This is a genomic window from Marseilla massiliensis (genome assembly GCF_023336985.1).
In the GTDB taxonomy this organism is placed as follows: Bacteria; Bacteroidota; Bacteroidia; order Bacteroidales; family Bacteroidaceae; genus Prevotella; species Prevotella intestinigallinarum.
In genome coordinates, this window is the sequence record NZ_JAMBLP010000007.1 from 106,655 (window position 1) to 126,487 (window position 19,833).

Consider the following 19,833-nt stretch of genomic DNA (forward strand, 5'->3'; position numbering starts at 1 on the left):
GGTGACAGAAGATAATTAAAAAGGAAGAACTATGTCAAAAATAGATCTAATAGACAATAGCTGGGTCGATCTCGTCTTTGAAGGTAAGAATCATTCTTATGGTGCCTACCGTCTGCGTAAGAACACAGGAAAGCGCAACTTGGCGTCAATCATCATTGTGCTTGTTGCCATTGTGGTAATCATGGCTGCCGTATGGGCAAAGATAGCCATTGAGAATGCAATGCCTAAGAAGGTTGCCATTACCACAGATGTGGAGCTTTCGCAGCTGGCCAAGAAGAAGGAAGCTAAGGTTGAGCGTAAGGAGCCCGTCAAGATTGAGATGGAGCAGAAGGTTGTAGAGAAAGTAAAGAGCTCTGTTAAGTTTACTGCCCCTGTCATCAAGAAGGACGAGGACGTTGCGCCAGAAGACGAGTTGAAGTCTCAGGACGACCTTGCCAAGACAGCCGTAGCCATCGGTTCATTCGACGTTAAGGGTAACGACGAGGCCGCCGGCGAGGTGCTCAAGGCCAAGGAAGTGATTGCACAGGAGAAGCCTGTTGAAGAGAAAGTGTTCGACGTTGTAGAGCAGATGCCCCAGTTCCCCGGTGGCGATGCCGCACTGTTTGAATACCTGTCCACACACATTAAGTATCCTACCATTGCCGAGGAGAACGGTGTTCAAGGCCGCGTAATCGTGACGTTCGTTGTAGAGCGTGACGGTTCTATCACCGACGTCAAAGTGGTCAAGTCTGTTGACCCCTCACTTGACAAGGAAGCATCCCGCGTGGTGGCAGGCATGCCTAAGTGGATTCCCGGTAAGCAGAATGGTTCTGCTGTACGTGTTAAGTACACTGTACCTGTGACATTCAGACTGCAATAAATAATGAAGATTAACGTATTCAACACCTTTGTTGGATTGACTCTCATCTTAGGCTTGTTCGCATCTTGCAAGGACAAGCCTAAGAATGGTAGAACTGACACTTACTCATCAGGGACAATTAAGTTTGTCTCTGATGAGAGTTTCAGTCCTATTATTGACGAACAGCGTGAGATTTTCGAGTTTGTTTATCCAAAGGCAAAGCTGGTGCCTATATATACCAACGAGCTCGATGGTGTTAACATGCTCATGAAGGAGCAGGTGTATCTTGCCATAACCTCGCGCAATTTTACAGACAAGGAGGTGGCCAACCTTGAGGCCCGGCGTTTCCAGCCGATAGCAATACCGTTGGCTTTTGACGGCTTGGCTCTTATTGTCAACAATTCCAACCCCGACACGATAATCTCTGTCAATGACATAAAGCAGATATTGAGTGGAAAGGTTGCGAAATGGAAGGCGCTTTATCCCAACTCCAAGTTAGACAGCATTGAGGTGGCCTTCGACAATAAGCAATCGAGCACAGTGCATTATTGTGTTGATTCATTGCTTGGCGGCAAGCCAATAAACAGCCCCAACATCTATGCGGTGGACAAATCGGCCGAAGTCATAGACTTTGTCGAGAAGCATCCAAATGCCATTGGGATTATAGGGTCTAATTGGCTCAATGACAAGCGCGATACTACCAATGTGACGTTTAAGCGGAACATACGTGTGATGGGTGTGAGCCGTATACACCCCGCGACAGTTGAGAGCAGCTGGAAGCCATACCAGTATTATTTGTGGAATGGCAATTATCCGCTTGTCCGCACCATTTACGCTTTGCTTAACGACCCCCGTCATGGCCTGCCATGGGGTTTTGCCAATTTCATGTCTGCCGACAGTCGTGGGCAGCGGATATTCTTCAAGGCAGGTCTGTTGCCATATAGGGGAAACATGACCGTCAGGGAGGTGAGTGTAAGTGATGAGTGACGGCATGCGTTATGATGTGAAATCTATTAGCCCGGGGCATCCTTGGGCTTTGACTACTAGAATTATCGACTAGAATTATCGAAAGGAATTTAAGCAATTTAAGGTTAATATGAAGAGTTTGAAGTATTTATTAATTGGATCTTTTATGCTGGCGCTTTCAGTGCCTGCAATGGCTCAAGACGATAACAAAGCCACTATCGATGCAATAACGAAAGTAATCAAGAGCAAGCCTGCCGACTTGGAAGACCAGGTAAAGGCCGTTTACAAGAAGAACAAGAAGAATGAAGACGTTCTTGTTGCCATGGGTAGGGCTTTCCTCGACATCAAGGATACTGTCAACGCAACACAGTACGTGGAGTACGCCCTTAAGGCAAACAAGAAGTATGCTCCTGCGTTTATCCTCCAGGGAGACATCGCCGCTCTCAACAACGACGGTGGTGCTGCTGCCGGTTATTACAACCAGGCCATTTATTTCGACCCGAAGGATCCCGAAGGATACTACAAGTATGCCAGCGTTTACCGCAAAATCAGTCCTACGGAGGCTGTAGGCCGTCTTGAGGAGTTGCGCGCACAGCGCCCCGATGTGGTAGTTGATGGAATGATTGGTCACATATATTACATCTCAAACGAGTTTGACAAGGCTGCCGAGAGCTATGCCAAGGCCGACAGAAACAAGCTCACAGAGAAAGAGCTCACCGAGTATGCCATGGCGTTGTACTTCGGCCAGAAATACTCCGAGAGCCTCGAGATAGCCAAGTTCGGCCTGACCAAGTTGCCGCGTGACGCCGCCTTCAACCGCCTGGCTTTCTTCAACTGCACCGACATGGAGGACTATCCCAGCGCTTTGAACTATGCCGACGCGCTTTTCAACAAGTCTGACAGCGCCAAGTTCTCATATTACGACTACACTTACTACGGCAATGCATACAACGGCAACAAAGAGTACGACAAGGCTGTAGCCATGTACCAGAAGGCCCTTGAGCAGAAGATAGACAACAACGAGAAGCGCGCTGGAGTAATCAAGCAGCTCTCTGATTGCTATCTGGCTAAGGAAGACTACTCTAACGCCATCAAGTACTACCAGGATTATCTGACCACTCTCGGCAATGCGTCGGCCAATGATGCCGCTGCCCTGGCCCAGATTTACATCCAGTATGCCGACACCCTGTCTGATACAGCTCGCATCGACATGTTCAAGAAGGCCGAGCAGGTGTATGTAGACATGGAGAAGAAGTATCCCGATGCCCTCGAGTATGTAACATTCATGCGTGCCCGTGTAAACTCATACATGGATCCCGAGACAAAGGAAGGTCTTGCCAAGCCATATTATGAGAAGGTAATGGGCATGATTGAGCCGCGTGCCGAGAAGTCGGCTTCCGACAACGCACGTCTCGTTGAGTGCTATCGTTACCTTGGATACTACTATCTGCTGAAGGAAGACAAGGCCACTTCAACATCATATTGGAACAAGATTCTCGCCATCGATCCTGAGAACGAGATTGCCAAGCAGGCCCTGACCCTTACCACAAAGTAAGATACCGATAAAGATAAATCGTCACATTGGCATCTATAGGATGCCGTTTGACCGACGATTATTAGTTATGCAGATCTCCCGTTGTGCATTGCGCAGCGGGAGATTTTGCGTTGTGGTCTTTGTGCTGTTGCCGGTTTCTGTCAAATGGCCGTTCCTGTTTATTGGGGTAAGGCATTGTTTTTCATGGAAATCCGCAAGTTGGCAATCACTTGTATGTATCTGCCGGGAGTAAGTTTTCATCACGGCCGCCCGTAGTTAGGTGACAACGGCTTAGCGGGTAATCTCAGCCAACAACATCAGCTGGCACATCGAGTGGTGTCTTCTGCTTACCCCTGCTAACCGCTCGCATCTGGCAGAATGCGGAAATCCATTTGCTTTATTATTAAGAAGCAGTTCAAATTTAACCGATACAATTGCCCTTGCAGGTGTCCAATATATCTTTGCCACCATCTTGTGCGCTCTTTCGGGCCGCATACCAATGTCTCATCGGTGGCGTAGCCCGCTACGCTCTCTCTTCAGACTTTGCCGTGCATCTCCGAAATAGCGCACAATTTGATGGCAATTAATATTGAACACTTACTTAATACCCGCTAATTGTGCATGCTTGCAAATATGCAGCTACCAACATCCCTTAGATTCATTGTCTTCCACCATGTGCCATGTTGCGATGCCAAACGGCAAGTTCTGCCCAATGATATGGCCTGTTTCAGCATGATGAACGGCACATCTTGCCATTCAAAACGCCACGTATTGCAACCCGCTGAGAGGCAGGTGGTTAACTGTAAGGGCCGTTGCCGTTGCCTTTAACTTAAAATGGTTAACGCCGGTGTGCGCCTGCCGACTGCCTCAAACGGTTTTGGCTGTTTTTGGATATTAATGTTCACTTTTCGTTGTTTTTGCCGTTTTCGGCATGAAAACAGATGCTCGCTTGGTTAAAAAAACATGTTTCTGATGTCACAAAAATGGCGTTCAAACGTCAATTAAATGTATGCACATCATGACACCCGAAGAGTTCAACAGAATCATGACCCCGATGCGGGCCCGCCTGAAGGTGGCGGCGCGAGGCATAGCCGGTGACGACGACCGCGCCGAAGACTTGGTGCAGGAAGCGTTGCTTGCGCTGTGGGCCATGCGTTCGTCGCTCTCACGGTATGAAAGCCTGATGGGGCTGGCCGTTACCGTCATGCGCAACAAATACTGCGACAGCCGCCGTCATGCAGCGCTGGAATGCGGACGAGAGTTGCCCGAGGCGGCCCGTGCCGTGGCGCCATACGACATGGAACTGCACGACGATGTTGCCTTGATATCCGCCATCGTCGACAGGTTGCCGTCGTTGCAGCGCACCGTGTTCCGCATGAAAGAGATTGAGGGCTATGATGCGGCAGACATAATGCTCGTAACCGGTTGCACTGCCGAGGCCCTGCGCCAGAACCTGTCGCGGGCCCGACGCAAGATACGCGATGAGTTTATGCGCATCACGTCGCGACCGTGACCTGCATGCAACACATGCAAACGCAAAACAAAATTATGATGGAGAACGAAGAATACATAAGGAAGCTTGCAGACAAGTATATGGATGGGCTCACCACCGCTGCCGAAGAGCGACAGTTGGCCCGGCTGCTTGACGATGTGGGCGGCAGCCTGCCTGCCGACCTACGTGCCTGCCGGGCCATGTTTGCCTATGTGGCGGCCGGGCGCGCACGTGCCACAGACCACCGCCGGCATCACTCGAGGCTTCGCCTTGCGGCCTGGGTGGGCGCTGCCGCTGCGGCTGCAGCCACTGTCGTGGCCGTGGTTGTGCTCACGTCGCCGCCCACCCCGCAGAGTTACGCCGTCATCGACGGCAGGGTGGTCACCGACCCCGACGTGGTGCGCCGTGAGGCCGTGCGGGCCTTGAGGATAGTTGCTTCCGACGATTACGACACATTTGGCGCTCTCGACATGATGCGCACCGCTCCCTGTGCCCCTGAGGGGGCGGATGGTGAACAACAACAACGCTAAAACCTTTCATTATGATGATTACAACAAACTGCCATAGTGCCCGCGGGCTCTCGTCTGCCGCCACGGTTGCCTTGCGCCTGGGCGTTCTGGTTGCGGTTGCGTGGCTGCTGTCGGTCGCGACGGCAACAGCCCAGAGGGGGCTGGCCGTTGACGAAGTGTTCAGCCGTTTTGGCCGTGCAAAGGGATGCACCATGGTCGAGATGCACGACGCCAAGCTCGGCGGCCATCGCCTCGACATATACAAGAGCCTCACTTACGAGAGGTTGGGCACAGCCATCGAGCCTTACCTTGAGGCCGACCGCCGCCGGGCGACGAAAATACGCGAGGTGGTTGAGAGCGGCAAGGTGGTCAGCGGCTACTACATGATGCCCCCGCTCTCGGGAGGACGCAATCGCTATGTGCTCTTTGTCGATGCGGGCAAGGGCAATGGCGCAGTGATATACATTGAGGGGCGACTGTCGCCCGACGACATTATGAAACTGTGTTTCTCGCGCCGCTGACCGTTGCCGCCACGCCCCGAAGTGGGCTCCGCTGTGGCGGCGGAGCCGTAGACGGCCGTCCGCTTCCGGGCGGGAGCGCCATTCTCCGGCATCCCGTCAACGGCAGAAGGGCTGCCGCCCGTCAGCAGCCATGCCCCGGCCTCGGGCCCGGCAACAACGTTACGGTAGGGCGCCGGCCCTACATTGCCGTCGTTAGATAATGGCAGAAGCCGATACCGCGGCAACAGTCTGCCTTGCGGCACCCACAATTGATAGATAGATTCACACAATATGAACTAAAAAAACAAGCGATATGAAAACGTTACTTATGGTCATTGCCGCCACTGCAGCCATGACTGCACAGGCCGCTTCGCCCGTCGACACCACCTTCACCGTAAGCGGCAAGCGCATCGTCTTGACCGACTCGGCCGGTCATACCCGCGTGAGCGTTTATTCCACCGACAGCTCAAGGCTCACCCGAACCTACGAGACATCTTATGTTGACGGGCAGGAGATAGAGCGGGTATACATCTCATCGCCTTTCATCCCGCAAACCGTTGGCAGAAAAAAGCGTAGCCCCAAGGCGCATTACCCGTTGTTTTTCATGGGCTTCAACACCCTGCAACGGTCGGCTTTCTCAACCGGTGGAAATCCAGCCATGCACACACGCGACTCAAAGTCGTGGGAGTGGGGCATCACCTGCGCCACCATGGCTTGCCGGCTGACGTCGGGACTGGCACTCACGTCGGCCTGCCAGATGGGGCGCGTGCACCATCATTTCCAGGGCAACTACGTGCTATCGACTACCGACGGAGCCACATCAATGCGCCTTGTCGACGATGGCGACGTGAGGAAAAGCTACATCAGCTATGGCTATATGCGCATACCGCTCATGATAGAGTGGCAAAGCCGTACCGGCGGCGACGACCTGTTCGTGGCGCTGGGCCCCTCGGTCGAGATGCGCTGGAAGGACCATTCGCGCTATTACGTAGGCGAAGAGAAACGCACCGAGACCTCCGACACAAACATCAACCCCCTCGGACTCAACCTCGAGTTGCGCATGGGCTATCGGTATATAGTGGTTTACGGGCGTGCGGCCCTCACACCGCTGCTGAAGACAGCTTCAGCCCCTAAGTGCTACCAGCTGGCCTTTGGCCTCGGTGTGCGCATCTGAACGTTAGCCATGCTACAATCCGTATTGCGGGCGTGGGTTTGCGCGGCGGCCATCAGCAGGTGGCTGCCGCGCGTTTGTTGCCGTGGTCGGTGCCCTGCGCCCCGTTCGTGTTTTCTGGTTGTCCTCAGCCTTGGGCCTTTCGGCCGCCCCGTTCACCGTTCGGTGTGACTTAATATTTCCGCCACTACAGCCGATTTTGCATCGGCATAGTCCTGAATGCACTCCCAGTTTTTTTCAGCCAGCGCCCTTTTCGTAGTTGCATACAGTTGCCGGTCGGCATCGTCGGTTCTCAGACGGTCGCGGAAGTCCAACATCCTCTTGGCCTCTGCGCACCCTTCCGAAAACACGTGAAGGTTTACTTCTGGCCCTTTCCCTTTCAGCATGCGGTGGGCGTGCCACTCCGGTTCCCTCACCCTCAGCCTGTAGCCTTCGGCCTCCAGTGCCCCGACATACATACTTTCGTTGCCGGAGTCTTCCACTGTGAGCAGTATGTCTATAATCGGTTTGGCACAAAGGCCCGCCACCGAGGTCGACCCAACGTGTTCCACCGTGTGCCGTGTTCCGGCCAGTGCGCGGTCAATCTTGTTTTTTTCCCGGTCGAACATATCCTGCCAACGTGCGTCATATTCTTGCAACACAATCTTGCCGTAGGGCTTTTCCACTTCCCCAATCGTCACTTTTTCCAGATAATCTTTTGATGCCATGCTTTTGTTTGCTTGTATGTTTGCCAATAGTTTCGGCTTCACAAAATGAAACCATGCGCCATCCCCCATTGCAAAAACAGTGCCAGCGAGCGACAATCAAACTTGTTTGGAATTGCCCGAGCGCCGCCTGTTTTATCCAAAGACAGTGCCAGCGAGCGTCAATCAAACCTGTTTGGAATTGCCCGAGCGCCGCCTGTTTTATCCAAAAACAGTGCCAGCGAGCGTCAATCAAACTCGTTTGAAATTGCCCGAGCGCCGCCTGTTTTATTCAAAGACAGTGCCAGCGAGCGGCAATCAAACTTGTTTGGAATTGCCTGAGCGCCGCCTGTTTTATTCAAAGACAGTGCCAGCGAGCGGCAATCAAACTCGTTTGCAATTGCCCGAGCGCCGCCTGCACCGCCAGGGCAAAGGCCAGTCGTCCCCGGTTAGTGCCTGTAGCATTTGCGCAAACCGGTTGGGCAAAGTCTTGGCCTGAGCGTTTGGGCCGGTTGGTGTGTACCCGAATTGGTGGCGGCCCTTGTGGCGGCGTTTCTTAGCAAAGTGGCAACAGTGCGGCCACATGCGCGGCCCAATATCGCCGCCCGACCCTATGGCATTGGTAAACGCGCTGTTTCGCAGTCTGTTACGTTGTGTCGCGACAAAAGTCTGTGCGCCGCCCGTTTTGCATTTCACCCTTCATCGCCGCGAGCATTGCGCCACCACATTGCTTTGCGGTTGTTCTCCGTTGCCATGCTGTTTGTCGCTATGAGAAGCGCCGGGGCAGGCGTAATGCAGCCATGTGCGCAATAGGTTGGCGCCCAAAAACATTTTTCGCCGTAAAAGTGTTGCTTAGTCACTTCCTTTTTAGTAACTTTGCAGCCTGATTATATATAACGTTATATTTCGATTTATGGCTGATACAAAAAAGATTAAGACCGCGTTGGTTTCGGTGTTTCACAAGGATGGGCTTGACGAGCTTTTGCGTAAGCTCAATTCAGAAGGCGTTAAATTCCTCTCGACGGGAGGCACGCAGAGTTTCATTGAGTCGCTTGGCTATGAGTGCCAGAAGGTAGAGGACGTTACAACATACCCCTCAATCCTCGGCGGGCGCGTAAAGACGCTCCACCCGAAAGTGTTTGGCGGCATCCTTGCCCGCCGCGACAACGAAGGCGACCGCGCCCAGATGGCCCAATACGAGATACCCGAGATAGATCTCGTCATCGTCGACCTGTACCCGTTTGAGGACACCGTTGCCAGTGGGGCAAGCGATGCCGACATCATCGAGAAGATAGACATAGGCGGCATCTCGCTCATCCGTGCCGGTGCAAAGAATTTCAACGACGTGGTAATCGTGCCGAGCAAGGCCGAGTATGGCGTGCTTCTTGACATACTCAACAAGAAAGGCGCACAGACCGACCTGGCCGACCGGAAGATGTTTGCCGAGCGTGCCTTTGGCGTAAGCAGCCATTACGACACGGCCATCCACAACTGGTTCGCACGTTAATCCCGCATATCAATCATATATAAGCATCAAGGAGGGTTTATGGGATTCTTTTCTTTCGTCCAGGAAATAGCAATGGACCTGGGCACAGCTAACACTATCATCATCAGCGACGACAAGATTGTGGTCGACGAACCGTCGGTCGTTGCGCTCGACCGCCGCACGGACAAGATGATTGCCGTGGGCGAGAAAGCCAAGATGATGTATGAGAAGACACACGACAACATACGCACCATCCGCCCGTTGCGCGACGGAGTGATAGCCGACTTCTCGGCTTGTGAGCAGATGATGCGCGGACTTATAAAGATGGTTCATACGGGCAGCCGGCTCTTCTCGCCGTCGCTCCGCATGGTCATCGGCGTGCCTTCGGGCTCAACCGAGGTTGAGCTGCGCGCCGTGCGCGACTCTGCCGAGCACGCCGACGGCCGCGACGTCTACCTCATCTTCGAACCCATGGCGGCTGCCATAGGCATAGGCATCGACGTAGAGGCGCCCGAAGGCAACATGATTGTCGACATCGGAGGCGGCTCAACCGAGATTGCAGTGATATCGCTCGGCGGCATCGTGAGCAACAACTCGATACGCATAGCCGGCGACGACCTCACTGCCGACATCCAGGAGTACATGAGCCGCCAGCACAACGTTAAGGTCAGCGAGCGCATGGCAGAGCGGATAAAGATTCATGTGGGCTCGGCGCTCACCGACCTGGGCGAGGAGGCTCCCGAGGATTACGTTGTCCACGGCCCCAACCGCATCACGGCCCTGCCCATGGAGGTGCCGGTGTGCTATCAGGAGATAGCCCACTGCCTCGACAAGACCGTGGCAAAGATAGAGAATGCGGTGCTCTCTGCCCTTGAGAACACACCGCCCGAGCTGTATGCCGACATCGTCAAGAACGGCATTTACCTCAGCGGCGGCGGCGCATTGCTGCGCGGTCTCGACAAGCGCCTTGCCGACAAGATAGGCATCAAGTTCCATATTGCCGAAGACCCGTTGCACAGCGTGGCCAAGGGCGCGGGCATTGCCCTTAAGAATGTGGACCGTTTTTCGTTCCTCATGCGATGAGGTCATTGCGCAACCCGTGACCGTCAATCCATTATCGGCTGCTCCGCGGACGGCTCGTGCCGGCCATGGCAGCGGCGGCGCCTTGCGGCGTGGCTCTGCTGCCATGCCGTAAGGCGTCGGCAGTGCAGCCGGTTGTGGGTTGTGGGTTGTGGGGCGCAGGGTTAAAACATCTGTTATGCGAAACCTCTTAGAGTTCCTTGCAAAATACAATCATTGGATAATCTTCGTACTGCTTGAGGTGGTCAGCGCGGTGCTTCTGTTCCGTTACAACACCTATCAGGGCAGCGTATGGTTTTCCACGGCCAACGCCGTGGCAGGCAAGGTGTATGAGTGGAACTCGGCGGTTGAGTCGTTCTTCTCGCTGACCCGCGTCAACGAAGAGCTCGCATTGCGCAATTTCTACCTCGAGCGGCAGGTCAACCAGCTGTCGAGGCTGTACGGCGAGCTCACCCGCGACACGTCTTTCCTCGAGCGCAGCGAGCGCCAGTTGCTGTCGCAGTATCAGCTGTTGCCGGCCAAGGTGGTCGACAATTCGCTCGACAAGCCCTACAACCTCATGACCATCAACCGCGGGCGGCTCGACGGAGTGAAGCCCGACATGGGCGTGGCCTGCGGCAACGGCGTAGTGGGCATAGTCTACCTCGTGGCCGACCATTACTCTGTGGTCATGCCGGTGCTCAACCTCAAGTCGCGCATAAGCTGCACCATACGCCGCCGCGGCTACGTGGGCTACCTGGCGTGGTATGGCGGCGACCCTACGGTGGCTTACGTTGAAGACATTCCCAGGCACGCCCGCTTCCGCCGTGGCGACTGGGTCGAGACGAGCGGATACTCGTCGATATTCCCTCCCGGCGTGCTCGTGGGAAAGATACTGCAGGTGTACAACTCGCGCGACGGCCTTTCATACAGGCTCAAGGTGCAGCTTACAACCGACTTCAGCAACCTGCGCGACGTGCTGGTAATTACCGACAGCACCGTGGCCGAGCGCGTCAAGCTGCTCGACGCGGCACGCGACTCACTGCGCATAGGTGCCGATGATTAGTTTGTTTCCCTAATGTCAACTGTAAAATGGCTATAGATATACTGAGGCGATTGCTGCTTTTGTGCGTCTTTTGCGTGGCCCAGGCACTGGTGTTGAACCACATCCACCTGTTTGGCTTTGCCACCCCTCTGCTTTATGTCTACATGGTGCTGTCTTTCCCCATGGGCTATCCGAAGTGGGCGGTGTTGCTGTGGAGCTTCGCCCTGGGCCTGGCCATCGACACATTCTCGAATACCCCGGGTGTGGCTTCGGCCTCGCTGACGCTCATCGGGGCCATCCAGCCTTATTTCTTCGCCCTGTTCGTGCAGCGCGACGAGCCCGAGAGCATACGCCCGTCGGTGCAGTCGCTTGGACTGATGAAGTATTCGTTCTACGTGTTTGTGCTCGTACTGCTTTATTGTGTTGTCTTTTTCGCGCTCGAGATGTTCAGTTTCTTCCACTGGCTTTGGTGGCTCGAGTGTGTTGGGGGCAGCACTCTGCTTACCGTTTTGCTTGTGTTGACATTAGAGAGCGTTAGGAAGCGGTGAAAGACTACGAGCTCAGCAACAGGCGATACGTCATCGGCGGCGTGGCGACATTTATCGTTGTCGTCTACATCATACGCCTCTTCACGCTGCAGATAATGAGCGATGACTACAAGAAGAATGCCGATTCAAACGCATTCCTCAAGCGCATCGACTATCCGTCGCGGGGCATAATAACCGACCGCAAGGGCCGCCTGATGGTTTACAACCAGCCGGCCTACGACATACTTGTGGTGATGAACGAGGCCCGGGGGCGGCTCGACACCATGGAGTTTTGCCGCACGGTGGGAATGACCAAGGAAGAGTTTGTGGCCCGCATGGACGCCATCAAGGACAGGTCGAAGAATCCAGGCTACTCGCGTTTCACCCAACAGCTCTTCATGGGGCAGATACCCGACAAGGAGTTCAGCCAGTTCAGGGAGAAGATATTCAGGTTTCCGGGCTTTTACATACAGAAACGCAGTGTCCGCCAGTATGAGTACCCGTATGCGGCCCATGTCATCGGCGACGTGGCCGAGGTGTCGCCGTCGGACATAGAGAACGACGACTACTACCAGCCGGGCGACTACATAGGCAAGCTCGGCGTAGAGCGCAGGTATGAGAAGCAGCTGCGCGGAGAGAAGGGCGTGCAGATTCTGCTGCGCGACGCCCACGGACAGATACAGGGGCGCTATCAGAACGGGCGCTTCGACCGCTCTCCCGTGCCGGGCAAGAACCTCACCCTGAGCATCGACCTCGAGCTCCAGGCTTTGGGCGAGCGCCTGCTTGAGGGCAAGATAGGCAGCATAGTGGCCATCGAACCGTCGACGGGCGAAGTGCTGTGCATGGTGTCCTCGCCTACTTACGACCCGCGGGTAATGTCGGGGCGCAACCGCAGCAAGAATCACTCACGGCTGGCTGTCAACCCATGGAAGCCGCTGCTCAACCGCAGCATCATGGGCCTTTATCCGCCGGGGTCGACGTTCAAGACCACCCAGGCCCTCACTTTCCTGAGCGAGGGCATCATCTCTCCGGGCACGATGTTCCCCTGCCACCACGGCTTCTACTACCGCGGACTGCACGTGGGCTGCCACGGCCACAAGTCGCCGCTGGCCCTTGTTGATGCCATCAGCACCTCGTGCAACGCCTATTTCTGCTGGGGGCTGTACTACATGATAGGCAATCGGAGCAAGTATCACGACGTGCAGCAGGCCATGAACACGTGGCGCGACTACATGGTGAGTATGGGATTCGGCTACAGGCTGGGCATCGACCTGCCCGGCGAGAAGCGCGGGCTTATACCGAATGCCGAGTTTTACGACAAGGCATACAACGGTTCGTGGAACGGGCTTACCGTGATAAGCATATCGATAGGGCAGGGCGAGGTGACGCTCACGCCGCTGCAGATAGCCAACCTGGGTGCCACCATTGCCAACCGAGGCTATTATTACATACCCCACGTTGTGCGCAAGGTGCAGGGCGAGCCGCTCGACACCGCCTTCACCCGCCGCCATTACTCCATGGCCAGCCGCTCGGCATACGAGACGGTGGTGCAGGGCATGCGCAGTTCGGTGATTCGCGGCACATGCCGGGCTGCCAACCGGCCCGAATACGAGGCATGCGGAAAGACCGGAACGGCCCAGAACCGCGGCCACGACCACTCGGTGTTCATGGGCTTCGCCCCCATGGACAATCCCAAGATAGCCATTGCCGTTTATGTTGAGAACGGCGGTTGGGGTGCCGACTACGGCGTTCCCATTGGCTCGCTCATGATGGAGAAGTACATCAACGGGCACCTTTCGCCCGAATCGGAAAAGAAAGCTGATGAATTTCAGCACAGACGTATAGCGTATGACTCAAGGAACAGATAAGCAACCGGGCGTTTTGCGCTCGCTCGACTGGTGGACAATAGGCATATACCTCGCGCTGCTCACTTTCGGGTGGCTCAGCGTTTGCGGCGCGAGCTATACGTATGGCGACACCGACATATTCAGCCTCGACACGCGGTCGGGCATGCAGATAGTGTGGATAGGCACGTCGGTGTGCCTCGGCTTTGTGCTGCTGATGCTCGACGACAGGTTTTACGACACCTTTGCCTACGTCATCTTCGGGGCCCTCTTGCTGCTCCTTTTCGCCACCATATTCAATCCCCACCAGATAAAGGGGTCGCGTTCGTGGCTTGTGCTCGGCCCTCTGCGGTTGCAGCCCGCCGAGTTTGCCAAGTTTGCCACGGCCCTGGCTCTGGCCAAGTTCATGAGCACCTACGGCTACAACATACACCGTTGGAAGCATTTCGTGGCCACCCTGGCCATCATACTCACCCCCATGCTCTTCATCATCCTGCAGCGCGAGACGGGCTCGGCGCTCGTTTACCTGGCTTTTTTCCTCGTGTTCTACCGTGAGGGCATGCCCGGTTGCGTGCTGTTCACGGGCGTGGCCGCAGTGGTTTATTTTGTTGTGGGCATACGGTTTGAGCAGGTTCTGCTGCTCGACACGCCCACGTCGGTGGGCAAGTTTGTGGTGTTGCTGCTCGTCCACATATTCACCGCGGGAATGGTGCGTGCCTACACACCATTGCGCGGCATGGCCTGGGCCATGCTGGCCTATAGCGTTGGCATCACGCTGGTGGCCCTGCTGTTCTCGGTCTTCGTCATACCGTTCGACGTTGTGTGGGTTCAGTTGGGCGTGTCGGTGCTCATGGTGGGCTGGCTTGTGGTGGTGGCGCTCGGCACCCGCATGCGCAACTTCTGGCTCATCACGGCGTTTGCCATAGGCTCGATGGCCTTTTTCTATTCTGCCGACTATGTGCTCAACAATGTGCTCGAGCCCCACCAGCGCGTGCGCATCAACGTGTTGCTCGGCCTCGACGAAGATTTGTCGGGGGCAGGCTACAATGTCCACCAGAGCGAGATAGCCATCGGGTCGGGCGGCCTCGAGGGCAAGGGCTTCCTCAACGGCACGCAGACAAAGCTGAAATTCGTGCCGGAGCAAGACACCGACTTCATTTTCTGCACCGTGGGCGAGGAAGAGGGCTTTCTCGGGTCGGCCGGAGTGCTGATACTTTTCCTTGCCCTCATATTGCGGCTCATCCACCTTGCCGAGCGCCAGCCGTTCCGTTTCGGGCGCATTTACGGCTATGCGGTGCTGTCAATATTTCTTTTCCACGTGTTCATCAACGTTGGCATGGTGCTCGGCCTTACTCCTGTCATTGGCATACCGCTGCCGTTTTTCAGCTACGGGGGGTCGTCGCTGTGGGGATTCACCTTCTTGCTCTTCATCTTTCTGCGCATCGACGCAGGGCGAAACCTTGTGCGCACGTAGCCTGCGCCATTGCCGGCTGAGGGCGGTGGTTGTAAAAATGGTTTACTGCCGGCCATGCCTTGCGCAACGCCCTCGCCGACAGAGGGTTGCGCAAGGGCCTGTTTTGCGTTGCCGTATGGCCCGTTTGGGCCGGCCGAACGGCCTGTATTGCACTGCATTCCGGCCCGTCCGGGCTTGCGCTACGGTGCCGGTGTGCATACGACGGGTGGCTTGTAATGATTTGTTGATGTAAAAATGACAATGGCAAAGGAAGCCGGCCGTGGGCCGTGTCCTTTGCCATTGCTTTTTGTTGTCGGCGCTGCAGGGGGCAGCCATGGCCCGTCTCACCGCCTTGTCACCTTGATGCCGATGTCTTCCAGACCCGGCAGCGTCTCGCGTTTCATGTGATGCCTCACATTGACGAATAGCGAGTCGCCCTTTTTCAGCCTGCACTGTGATGTGGCAAACAGGTATTGGTAGTTGCTGAGCCCGTGGCCGAGGGCATTGCCTCGTTTGTCTATCAGCTTGCAGTTCAGCGTGTCGCTGTGCCTTATGTCGCCGGGCATGATGCGTCTGTCGACAATGATGCAAATGCCAGTAAACGGGTATCGCGCGTTTATTCGCAGTCCCACTTCGGTTGTGTAGGTGCCTTCGGCCTTGGCCTGTGGCACCGCGAATTTCACCGTGTCGGTGCGTTCCCACACTCCTACAGGCCTGTAGCTGTTGTAAACCGTGTTTTCGTCGCAGGCCGACAGGGCGGCAAGCGCGGCAGCCATGGCGGCCAGTGCCTTGCAAACGCTATTCCTTGGCATCCTGCTGCTGGCCGTTAGAAGTTTGCTGGCCGCGCTGTTGCCTGTTGGGCTGGCGCCTTCCGGCACCCTTTTGCTGCCCTTCCTTGTCTTGCGTGTTGCGCGGTTGCTGTTGTTGCCTGTCTTGCTGCCGCTCGGCTTTGGGCTGTTGCCGTTCGTTGCGCGGTTGCTTTTGCGAGTCCTTGCGGTTGTCGGCCTTGCGTGCGGCCGGTCCCTGCGCCTGCTGCCTTTCGCCGTTTGCAGCGGCCTTCTGTGCGCCCTTGTTGCCTTGCTTGCGCTTCTTCTTGTTCTTGTCGAAGCGCGTTATGTTCTCGTTGGCCAGCAGGTCTACGGTCTTCCTTGTCTCCTTTATCTTTCCGTCTTCCTGCAGCGAGAGCGGTTTTTCGCCGTTGCGGTTCATCTCTATTATGGCCTTGGCCCTGTCGGCAGTGATGGTCTCGAGGTTCGATGCAATGTTCTTGTCTGTCGAATAGGTAACCATTCCGGTCAGGATGTCGGCCTTGAAGAAGTAGTAGTCGGCGTCTTGCGTCTGCAGCATCACCTCCTTGCTTGGCAGTTTGCGGCCCGCTTCCACGTAGTTGTCTACTTCGTAGTTGAGGCAGCACTTCAGTTTTGCGCACATGCCGGCCAGCTTTTGCGGGTTGAGCGAGATGTCCTGGAAGCGTGCCGAGTTGGTGCTCACGCTCACGAAGTTCTTCATCCATGTGGCGCAGCACAGCTCGCGGCCGCACGGCCCGGTGCCACCTATGCGCCCGGCTTCCTGCCTTGCGCCTATCTGCTTCATCTCAATGCGCACGTGAAACGTCTCTGCCAACACCTTGATGAGTTGCCTGAAGTCTACGCGCTCGTCGGCAATGTAGTAGAAAATGGCCTTGTTGCAGTCGCCTTGGTACTCAACGTCGCCTATCTTCATCTGCAGCCCGAGCCTCTTGGCTATCTCTCGGCTCTCTATCATGGTGGCGTGCTCGCGCGACTTTGCCTCGTGGAATTTATCCATGTCTACCGGCCTGGCAATCCTGTATATGCGCTTGATGTCGTCGGGCGACTTGATGTTGGCTTTCTTGAGCTGCATCTTTACCAGCCTTCCCGTGAGCGTCACCACCCCGATGTCGTGGCCCGGGCTGGCTTCCACGGCCACGATGTCGCCTTTTTTCAGCTCGAGGTTGTTCACATTGTGGTAGTATCCCTTGCGGGTGTGCTTAAACTGCACCTCCACAAGGTCGGTGCTCATGGCGTTGCCGGGTATGTCGGCCAGCCAGTCGTAAGTGTTCAGTTGCCTGTCCTGCCTGCCGACGGCCCTTTTGCAGAGCCCCCTATCGCAGTCGTGGCATATTTCGAATTCTTTGTTGCTATAGTCCATATATTGTGATTTGATGGTTTCGTTGTTTCGTCTCTGCTGCCGTTGCGCCGTTGTGCGGGCGTCACTTGGCCAGCAGCAGCACTATCATTTGCATCGCCATGTCGAAGAATACAATCTTGGCGTTGGCGTTTTGGCTTATGTCGCGTATGGCGCGGTTGCCCAGCTCGTTCATCTGCAGCACGTTTTTCTCGTTGACAAAGCGTGCGAAATTGCGCGCGAAGTCTTCTTCCTGCTGCGTCATGTAGTTCAGTTCCGGCTGCATGAAGTTGTATGCGAAGTTCTCGCGCACCAGCCTGAGGAAGTATGCAAGAAACCGTTTCTGCTTCTCCCTTCCCATTGTCTGCATGGCCTCGCTCCACTGTTTCAGCTCCTTCACCTTGCGCGAGTAGGCCAGTCGCATCAGCTTTTGGAACATAATGAGAAACTGTTCGTTCTCGTTGTCGGCATCGAGGGCGCCTACAGCCTTTAGCCAGCTGCCGTTGGCAATGCGCGTGATGCGTGTGGCAGTGTCGGCGTCGAGCCCGCGGCGCTCCATGAGCGCCTGCCTGATGCTCGCGTCGTCAATGAGTTTGATGTCAATGCGCTGCGTTCGGCTGCGTATGGTGTCGAGCAGCTTGTCGGGCTCTTCGCACACCATGATGAACACAGTTTGGCTTGGTGGCTCTTCGATGAGCTTCAGGAGCTTGTTGGCGCATTCCGCGTTCATTCGCTCCGGCAGCCATATCAGCGACACCTTGTAGCCGCCCTGGCTCGACTTTATGCTCAGCTTGCGCGACAGTTCGTCGCTCTCGCCGGCCGTGATTATGGCCTGCTGGTTTTCGGCGCCTATGGCTTCCATCCATTGGTTCAGCGAGAAATACGGGCCCGATGCCAGCAGTTGTCGCCACTGGGCTGCGAAGTCGTCGCTCACGGGCTTGTGTTCGGGGCTCATCGACGGAAGCTTTATGGTTGGGAAAGTGAAGTGGAGGTCGGGGTGTGCCCATTTCCTGAGCATGGCGCATTGCCTGCATTGGCCGCACGAGTCGTCGGCGTCGCAGCGCCGTTCGCACAGCAGGTAAGAGGCGAAAGCCAGTGCCAGCGCCATCTTTCCGCTGCCCTCGGGGCCGCAGAGCATCATTGCGTGGGGCAGACGGCCGTCGGCCACCATGCCCTTAAGTCTCTTCTTGGCCTCTTCCTGGCCTATCACCTCGCTGAATCTCATACCTTGTGGTTTGTTTGCCTACCGCATCTCGGCGTGCGTTTCGTGGCGCCTGCCATGCGTATACGGCCGTCTTTGCCTTTTAACGTTTTACATTTAGCTCCTGTTTCCACCGCCTTCCGCCACTTGGCGTGACCGGCCTTCGGGGCCCATGGTTGCCTGGTGGCAGTCTTTGCCGGTGGCTATGGCGGCCATGTGGCGGCCGCCCCCTTGTCTTGTCTCTTTAATATTGTTCCCTTACCCCTTAATCCTTGATACTTAATCCTTAGTTTTCCGCCCCTTTGATTCTTGACTTTCAAATCTTAGTTATCAATCCTTCATCTTTCAACTTCTAAGCAGTCTTTGTGCTATCTCGGCCACCGAGTCGACGGCCGACACCGTGTAGAAGTGTATGTTGTTCACTCCGTGGGCGTAAAGTTCGCGGCATTGCGCCACGGTCCACTCAATGCCAAGCTGCCGCGCCTCTTCGTCGGTCTTGCACTTTATGGCCTCCGAGGCCAGCTCCTGGGGTATGTCGCAGTGGAAAGTCTTCGGTACCACGCCCAGCTGGCTCAGCTTTGCCAGTGGCTTCAGGCCCGGAATGATAGGTATTGTTATGCCCATGGCGCGTGCCTTTGCCACGAAGTCGAAGTATTTCTTGTTGTCGTAGAACAGCTGCGTTACCGCATATTGCGCCCCCATGTCCTGTTTCATCTTGAGAAAACCCATGTCCATCTCCATGTTTGGCGCCTCGTCGTGTTTCTCGGGGTAGCATGCCACGCCGAAGTCGAACGTCTCTCCGGGCACTTTTATGGGCTCGCCGTCGGCAAAGAAGCCTTTGTTGAACTGAGTGACCTGGCGTATCAGGTCGGTGGTGTGCTCGTGGCCGCCGGGCGTCGGGGTGAAAAACCGGTCTTCCTTTGCCTTGTCTCCGCGCAGCAGAAGCAGGCTTGTGATGCCCAGAAACTGCAGGTCGAGCAGCTCATACTCAATGTCTTCCACCGTTGCGCCGCTGCAGATGATGTGTGGCATCACCGGTATGCCAAACTTCTGCTGTATTGCCGCCGCAATGGCTATGGTGCCCGGGCGCCGGCGTATGCGGCGCCTTTCGAGCAGTCCGTTGTCGAGTTGCTTGTAAACAAACTCGCTATGGTGGGTTGTTATGTTGATGAACAGCGGGCAAAACTCCTTCAGCTTGCCTATGGTGGCAAAGAGCTTGTCGGTCCCTGTGCCCTTCAATGGCGGCAGGACTTCGTAGGAGAAGTGCTTCTTGTCTGTTTCTTTGCTTAATAATTCTGCAACTGTCATTTGGCGTAAATATACAATTCGCTGCAAATTTACGAAAAAAAAACGTAACGGCGGGGGCGGAAAGATAATTTA

At 55.5% G+C, this 19,833-nt stretch carries 19 protein-coding genes; 14 read left to right on the forward strand and 5 right to left on the reverse strand.

The window, feature by feature from the left end; genetic code table 11:
- The first annotated feature begins 31 nt into the window (after positions 1–31).
- The 7 genes from M3089_RS07345 (at position 32) to M3089_RS07375 (ending at position 7,013) form a co-directional block, all read left to right on the forward strand.
- A complete protein-coding gene (locus M3089_RS07345; RefSeq protein WP_249082978.1) occupies positions 32–859 on the forward strand; it encodes an energy transducer TonB in 828 nt (275 codons plus the stop codon).
- 3 nt (positions 860–862) lie between these two features.
- Entirely contained in the window at positions 863–1,825 is a 963-nt protein-coding gene (locus M3089_RS07350; RefSeq protein WP_205110848.1) for a PstS family phosphate ABC transporter substrate-binding protein, read from the forward strand.
- A gap of 169 nt (positions 1,826–1,994) precedes the next feature.
- Positions 1,995–3,359: a tetratricopeptide repeat protein gene (locus tag M3089_RS07355; RefSeq protein WP_249082980.1), complete on the forward strand. Its 1,365-nt coding sequence runs from the start codon at positions 1,995–1,997 to the stop codon at positions 3,357–3,359.
- A gap of 997 nt (positions 3,360–4,356) precedes the next feature.
- On the forward strand, positions 4,357–4,851 hold the full coding sequence (locus tag M3089_RS07360) for an RNA polymerase sigma factor (RefSeq protein WP_249082982.1): 495 nt from the start codon (positions 4,357–4,359) through the stop codon (positions 4,849–4,851).
- A 35-nt stretch (positions 4,852–4,886) separates the two neighbouring features.
- Positions 4,887–5,360, forward strand: a complete 474-nt coding sequence (locus tag M3089_RS07365) for an SMI1/KNR4 family protein (RefSeq protein ID WP_249082984.1) — start codon at positions 4,887–4,889, stop codon at positions 5,358–5,360.
- An 11-nt stretch (positions 5,361–5,371) separates the two neighbouring features.
- Complete coding sequence (locus M3089_RS07370; RefSeq protein WP_249082987.1) at positions 5,372–5,860, forward strand: hypothetical protein; 489 nt, start codon at positions 5,372–5,374, stop codon at positions 5,858–5,860.
- A gap of 292 nt (positions 5,861–6,152) precedes the next feature.
- Positions 6,153–7,013, forward strand: coding sequence for a hypothetical protein (locus tag M3089_RS07375; protein WP_249082990.1), 861 nt, complete (start codon positions 6,153–6,155; stop codon positions 7,011–7,013).
- 152 nt (positions 7,014–7,165) lie between these two features.
- Here M3089_RS07375 and M3089_RS07380 read toward each other — a convergent pair whose 3' ends face one another.
- Positions 7,166–7,717 carry a GrpB family protein gene (locus tag M3089_RS07380; protein ID WP_249082992.1) on the reverse strand — a complete coding sequence of 184 codons (552 nt, stop codon included), beginning with the start codon at positions 7,715–7,717 and terminating at the stop codon, positions 7,166–7,168.
- A 106-nt stretch (positions 7,718–7,823) separates the two neighbouring features.
- On the opposite strand from M3089_RS07380, the gene M3089_RS07385 reads away from it, so the two are divergent.
- The 7 genes from M3089_RS07385 (at position 7,824) to rodA (ending at position 15,128) form a co-directional block, all read left to right on the forward strand.
- On the forward strand, positions 7,824–8,192 hold the full coding sequence (locus tag M3089_RS07385; RefSeq protein WP_249082994.1) for a hypothetical protein: 369 nt from the start codon (positions 7,824–7,826) through the stop codon (positions 8,190–8,192).
- A 414-nt stretch (positions 8,193–8,606) separates the two neighbouring features.
- Positions 8,607–9,200, forward strand: a complete 594-nt coding sequence (locus tag M3089_RS07390) for an IMP cyclohydrolase (protein ID WP_249082998.1) — start codon at positions 8,607–8,609, stop codon at positions 9,198–9,200.
- 39 nt (positions 9,201–9,239) lie between these two features.
- Positions 9,240–10,262, forward strand: coding sequence for a rod shape-determining protein (locus M3089_RS07395; protein ID WP_205110838.1), 1,023 nt, complete (start codon positions 9,240–9,242; stop codon positions 10,260–10,262).
- A 175-nt stretch (positions 10,263–10,437) separates the two neighbouring features.
- Positions 10,438–11,304 (forward strand): rod shape-determining protein MreC, encoded by an 867-nt coding sequence (gene mreC / locus M3089_RS07400; protein WP_205110836.1) that lies wholly within the window; start codon positions 10,438–10,440, stop codon positions 11,302–11,304.
- Positions 11,305–11,330: 26 nt separating this feature from the next.
- Positions 11,331–11,831 (forward strand): rod shape-determining protein MreD, encoded by a 501-nt coding sequence (mreD, locus tag M3089_RS07405; RefSeq protein WP_205110835.1) that lies wholly within the window; start codon positions 11,331–11,333, stop codon positions 11,829–11,831.
- A complete protein-coding gene (mrdA, locus tag M3089_RS07410; RefSeq protein ID WP_249083001.1) occupies positions 11,828–13,678 on the forward strand; it encodes a penicillin-binding protein 2 in 1,851 nt (616 codons plus the stop codon). The genes mreD and mrdA overlap by 4 nt, the downstream gene beginning before the upstream one ends.
- Positions 13,659–15,128: a rod shape-determining protein RodA gene (rodA, locus tag M3089_RS07415; RefSeq protein ID WP_205110832.1), complete on the forward strand. Its 1,470-nt coding sequence runs from the start codon at positions 13,659–13,661 to the stop codon at positions 15,126–15,128. Before mrdA ends, rodA begins: the two co-directional genes overlap by 20 nt.
- A 323-nt stretch (positions 15,129–15,451) precedes the next feature.
- Here rodA and M3089_RS07420 read toward each other — a convergent pair whose 3' ends face one another.
- The 4 genes from M3089_RS07420 to M3089_RS07435 all read right to left on the reverse strand — a co-directional run bounded on the left by M3089_RS07420 (position 15,452) and on the right by M3089_RS07435 (position 19,761).
- On the reverse strand, positions 15,452–15,919 hold the full coding sequence (locus M3089_RS07420; protein WP_249083003.1) for a gliding motility lipoprotein GldH: 468 nt from the start codon (positions 15,917–15,919) through the stop codon (positions 15,452–15,454).
- Positions 15,906–17,276 (reverse strand): PSP1 domain-containing protein, encoded by a 1,371-nt coding sequence (ricT, locus tag M3089_RS07425; protein WP_249083006.1) that lies wholly within the window; start codon positions 17,274–17,276, stop codon positions 15,906–15,908. The genes M3089_RS07420 and ricT overlap by 14 nt, the downstream gene beginning before the upstream one ends.
- Before the next feature lie 61 nt (positions 17,277–17,337).
- A complete protein-coding gene (locus tag M3089_RS07430; protein WP_249083008.1) occupies positions 17,338–18,477 on the reverse strand; it encodes a DNA polymerase III subunit in 1,140 nt (379 codons plus the stop codon).
- A gap of 321 nt (positions 18,478–18,798) precedes the next feature.
- Positions 18,799–19,761 carry a methylenetetrahydrofolate reductase gene (locus tag M3089_RS07435; RefSeq protein ID WP_205110826.1) on the reverse strand — a complete coding sequence of 321 codons (963 nt, stop codon included), beginning with the start codon at positions 19,759–19,761 and terminating at the stop codon, positions 18,799–18,801.
- Positions 19,762–19,833: the final 72 nt, after the last annotated feature.

Bases quoted from the DNA above. Each gene is read 5' to 3' on its own strand.
- M3089_RS07345 (WP_249082978.1), top strand. From the start codon at position 32: ATGTCAAAAATAGATCTAATAGACAATAGCTGGGTCGATCTCGTCTTT.
- M3089_RS07350 (WP_205110848.1), top strand. From the start codon at position 863: ATGAAGATTAACGTATTCAACACCTTTGTTGGATTGACTCTCATCTTA.
- M3089_RS07355 (WP_249082980.1), top strand. From the start codon at position 1,995: ATGGCTCAAGACGATAACAAAGCCACTATCGATGCAATAACGAAAGTA.
- M3089_RS07360 (WP_249082982.1), top strand. From the start codon at position 4,357: ATGACACCCGAAGAGTTCAACAGAATCATGACCCCGATGCGGGCCCGC.
- M3089_RS07365 (WP_249082984.1), top strand. From the start codon at position 4,887: ATGATGGAGAACGAAGAATACATAAGGAAGCTTGCAGACAAGTATATG.
- M3089_RS07370 (WP_249082987.1), top strand. From the start codon at position 5,372: ATGATGATTACAACAAACTGCCATAGTGCCCGCGGGCTCTCGTCTGCC.
- M3089_RS07375 (WP_249082990.1), top strand. From the start codon at position 6,153: ATGAAAACGTTACTTATGGTCATTGCCGCCACTGCAGCCATGACTGCA.
- M3089_RS07380 (WP_249082992.1), bottom strand. From the start codon at position 7,717: ATGGCATCAAAAGATTATCTGGAAAAAGTGACGATTGGGGAAGTGGAA.
- M3089_RS07390 (WP_249082998.1), top strand. From the start codon at position 8,607: ATGGCTGATACAAAAAAGATTAAGACCGCGTTGGTTTCGGTGTTTCAC.
- M3089_RS07395 (WP_205110838.1), top strand. From the start codon at position 9,240: ATGGGATTCTTTTCTTTCGTCCAGGAAATAGCAATGGACCTGGGCACA.
- mreC (WP_205110836.1), top strand. From the start codon at position 10,438: ATGCGAAACCTCTTAGAGTTCCTTGCAAAATACAATCATTGGATAATC.
- mreD (WP_205110835.1), top strand. From the start codon at position 11,331: ATGGCTATAGATATACTGAGGCGATTGCTGCTTTTGTGCGTCTTTTGC.
- rodA (WP_205110832.1), top strand. From the start codon at position 13,659: ATGACTCAAGGAACAGATAAGCAACCGGGCGTTTTGCGCTCGCTCGAC.
- M3089_RS07420 (WP_249083003.1), bottom strand. From the start codon at position 15,919: ATGCCAAGGAATAGCGTTTGCAAGGCACTGGCCGCCATGGCTGCCGCG.
- ricT (WP_249083006.1), bottom strand. From the start codon at position 17,276: ATGGACTATAGCAACAAAGAATTCGAAATATGCCACGACTGCGATAGG.
- M3089_RS07430 (WP_249083008.1), bottom strand. From the start codon at position 18,477: ATGAGATTCAGCGAGGTGATAGGCCAGGAAGAGGCCAAGAAGAGACTT.
- M3089_RS07435 (WP_205110826.1), bottom strand. From the start codon at position 19,761: ATGACAGTTGCAGAATTATTAAGCAAAGAAACAGACAAGAAGCACTTC.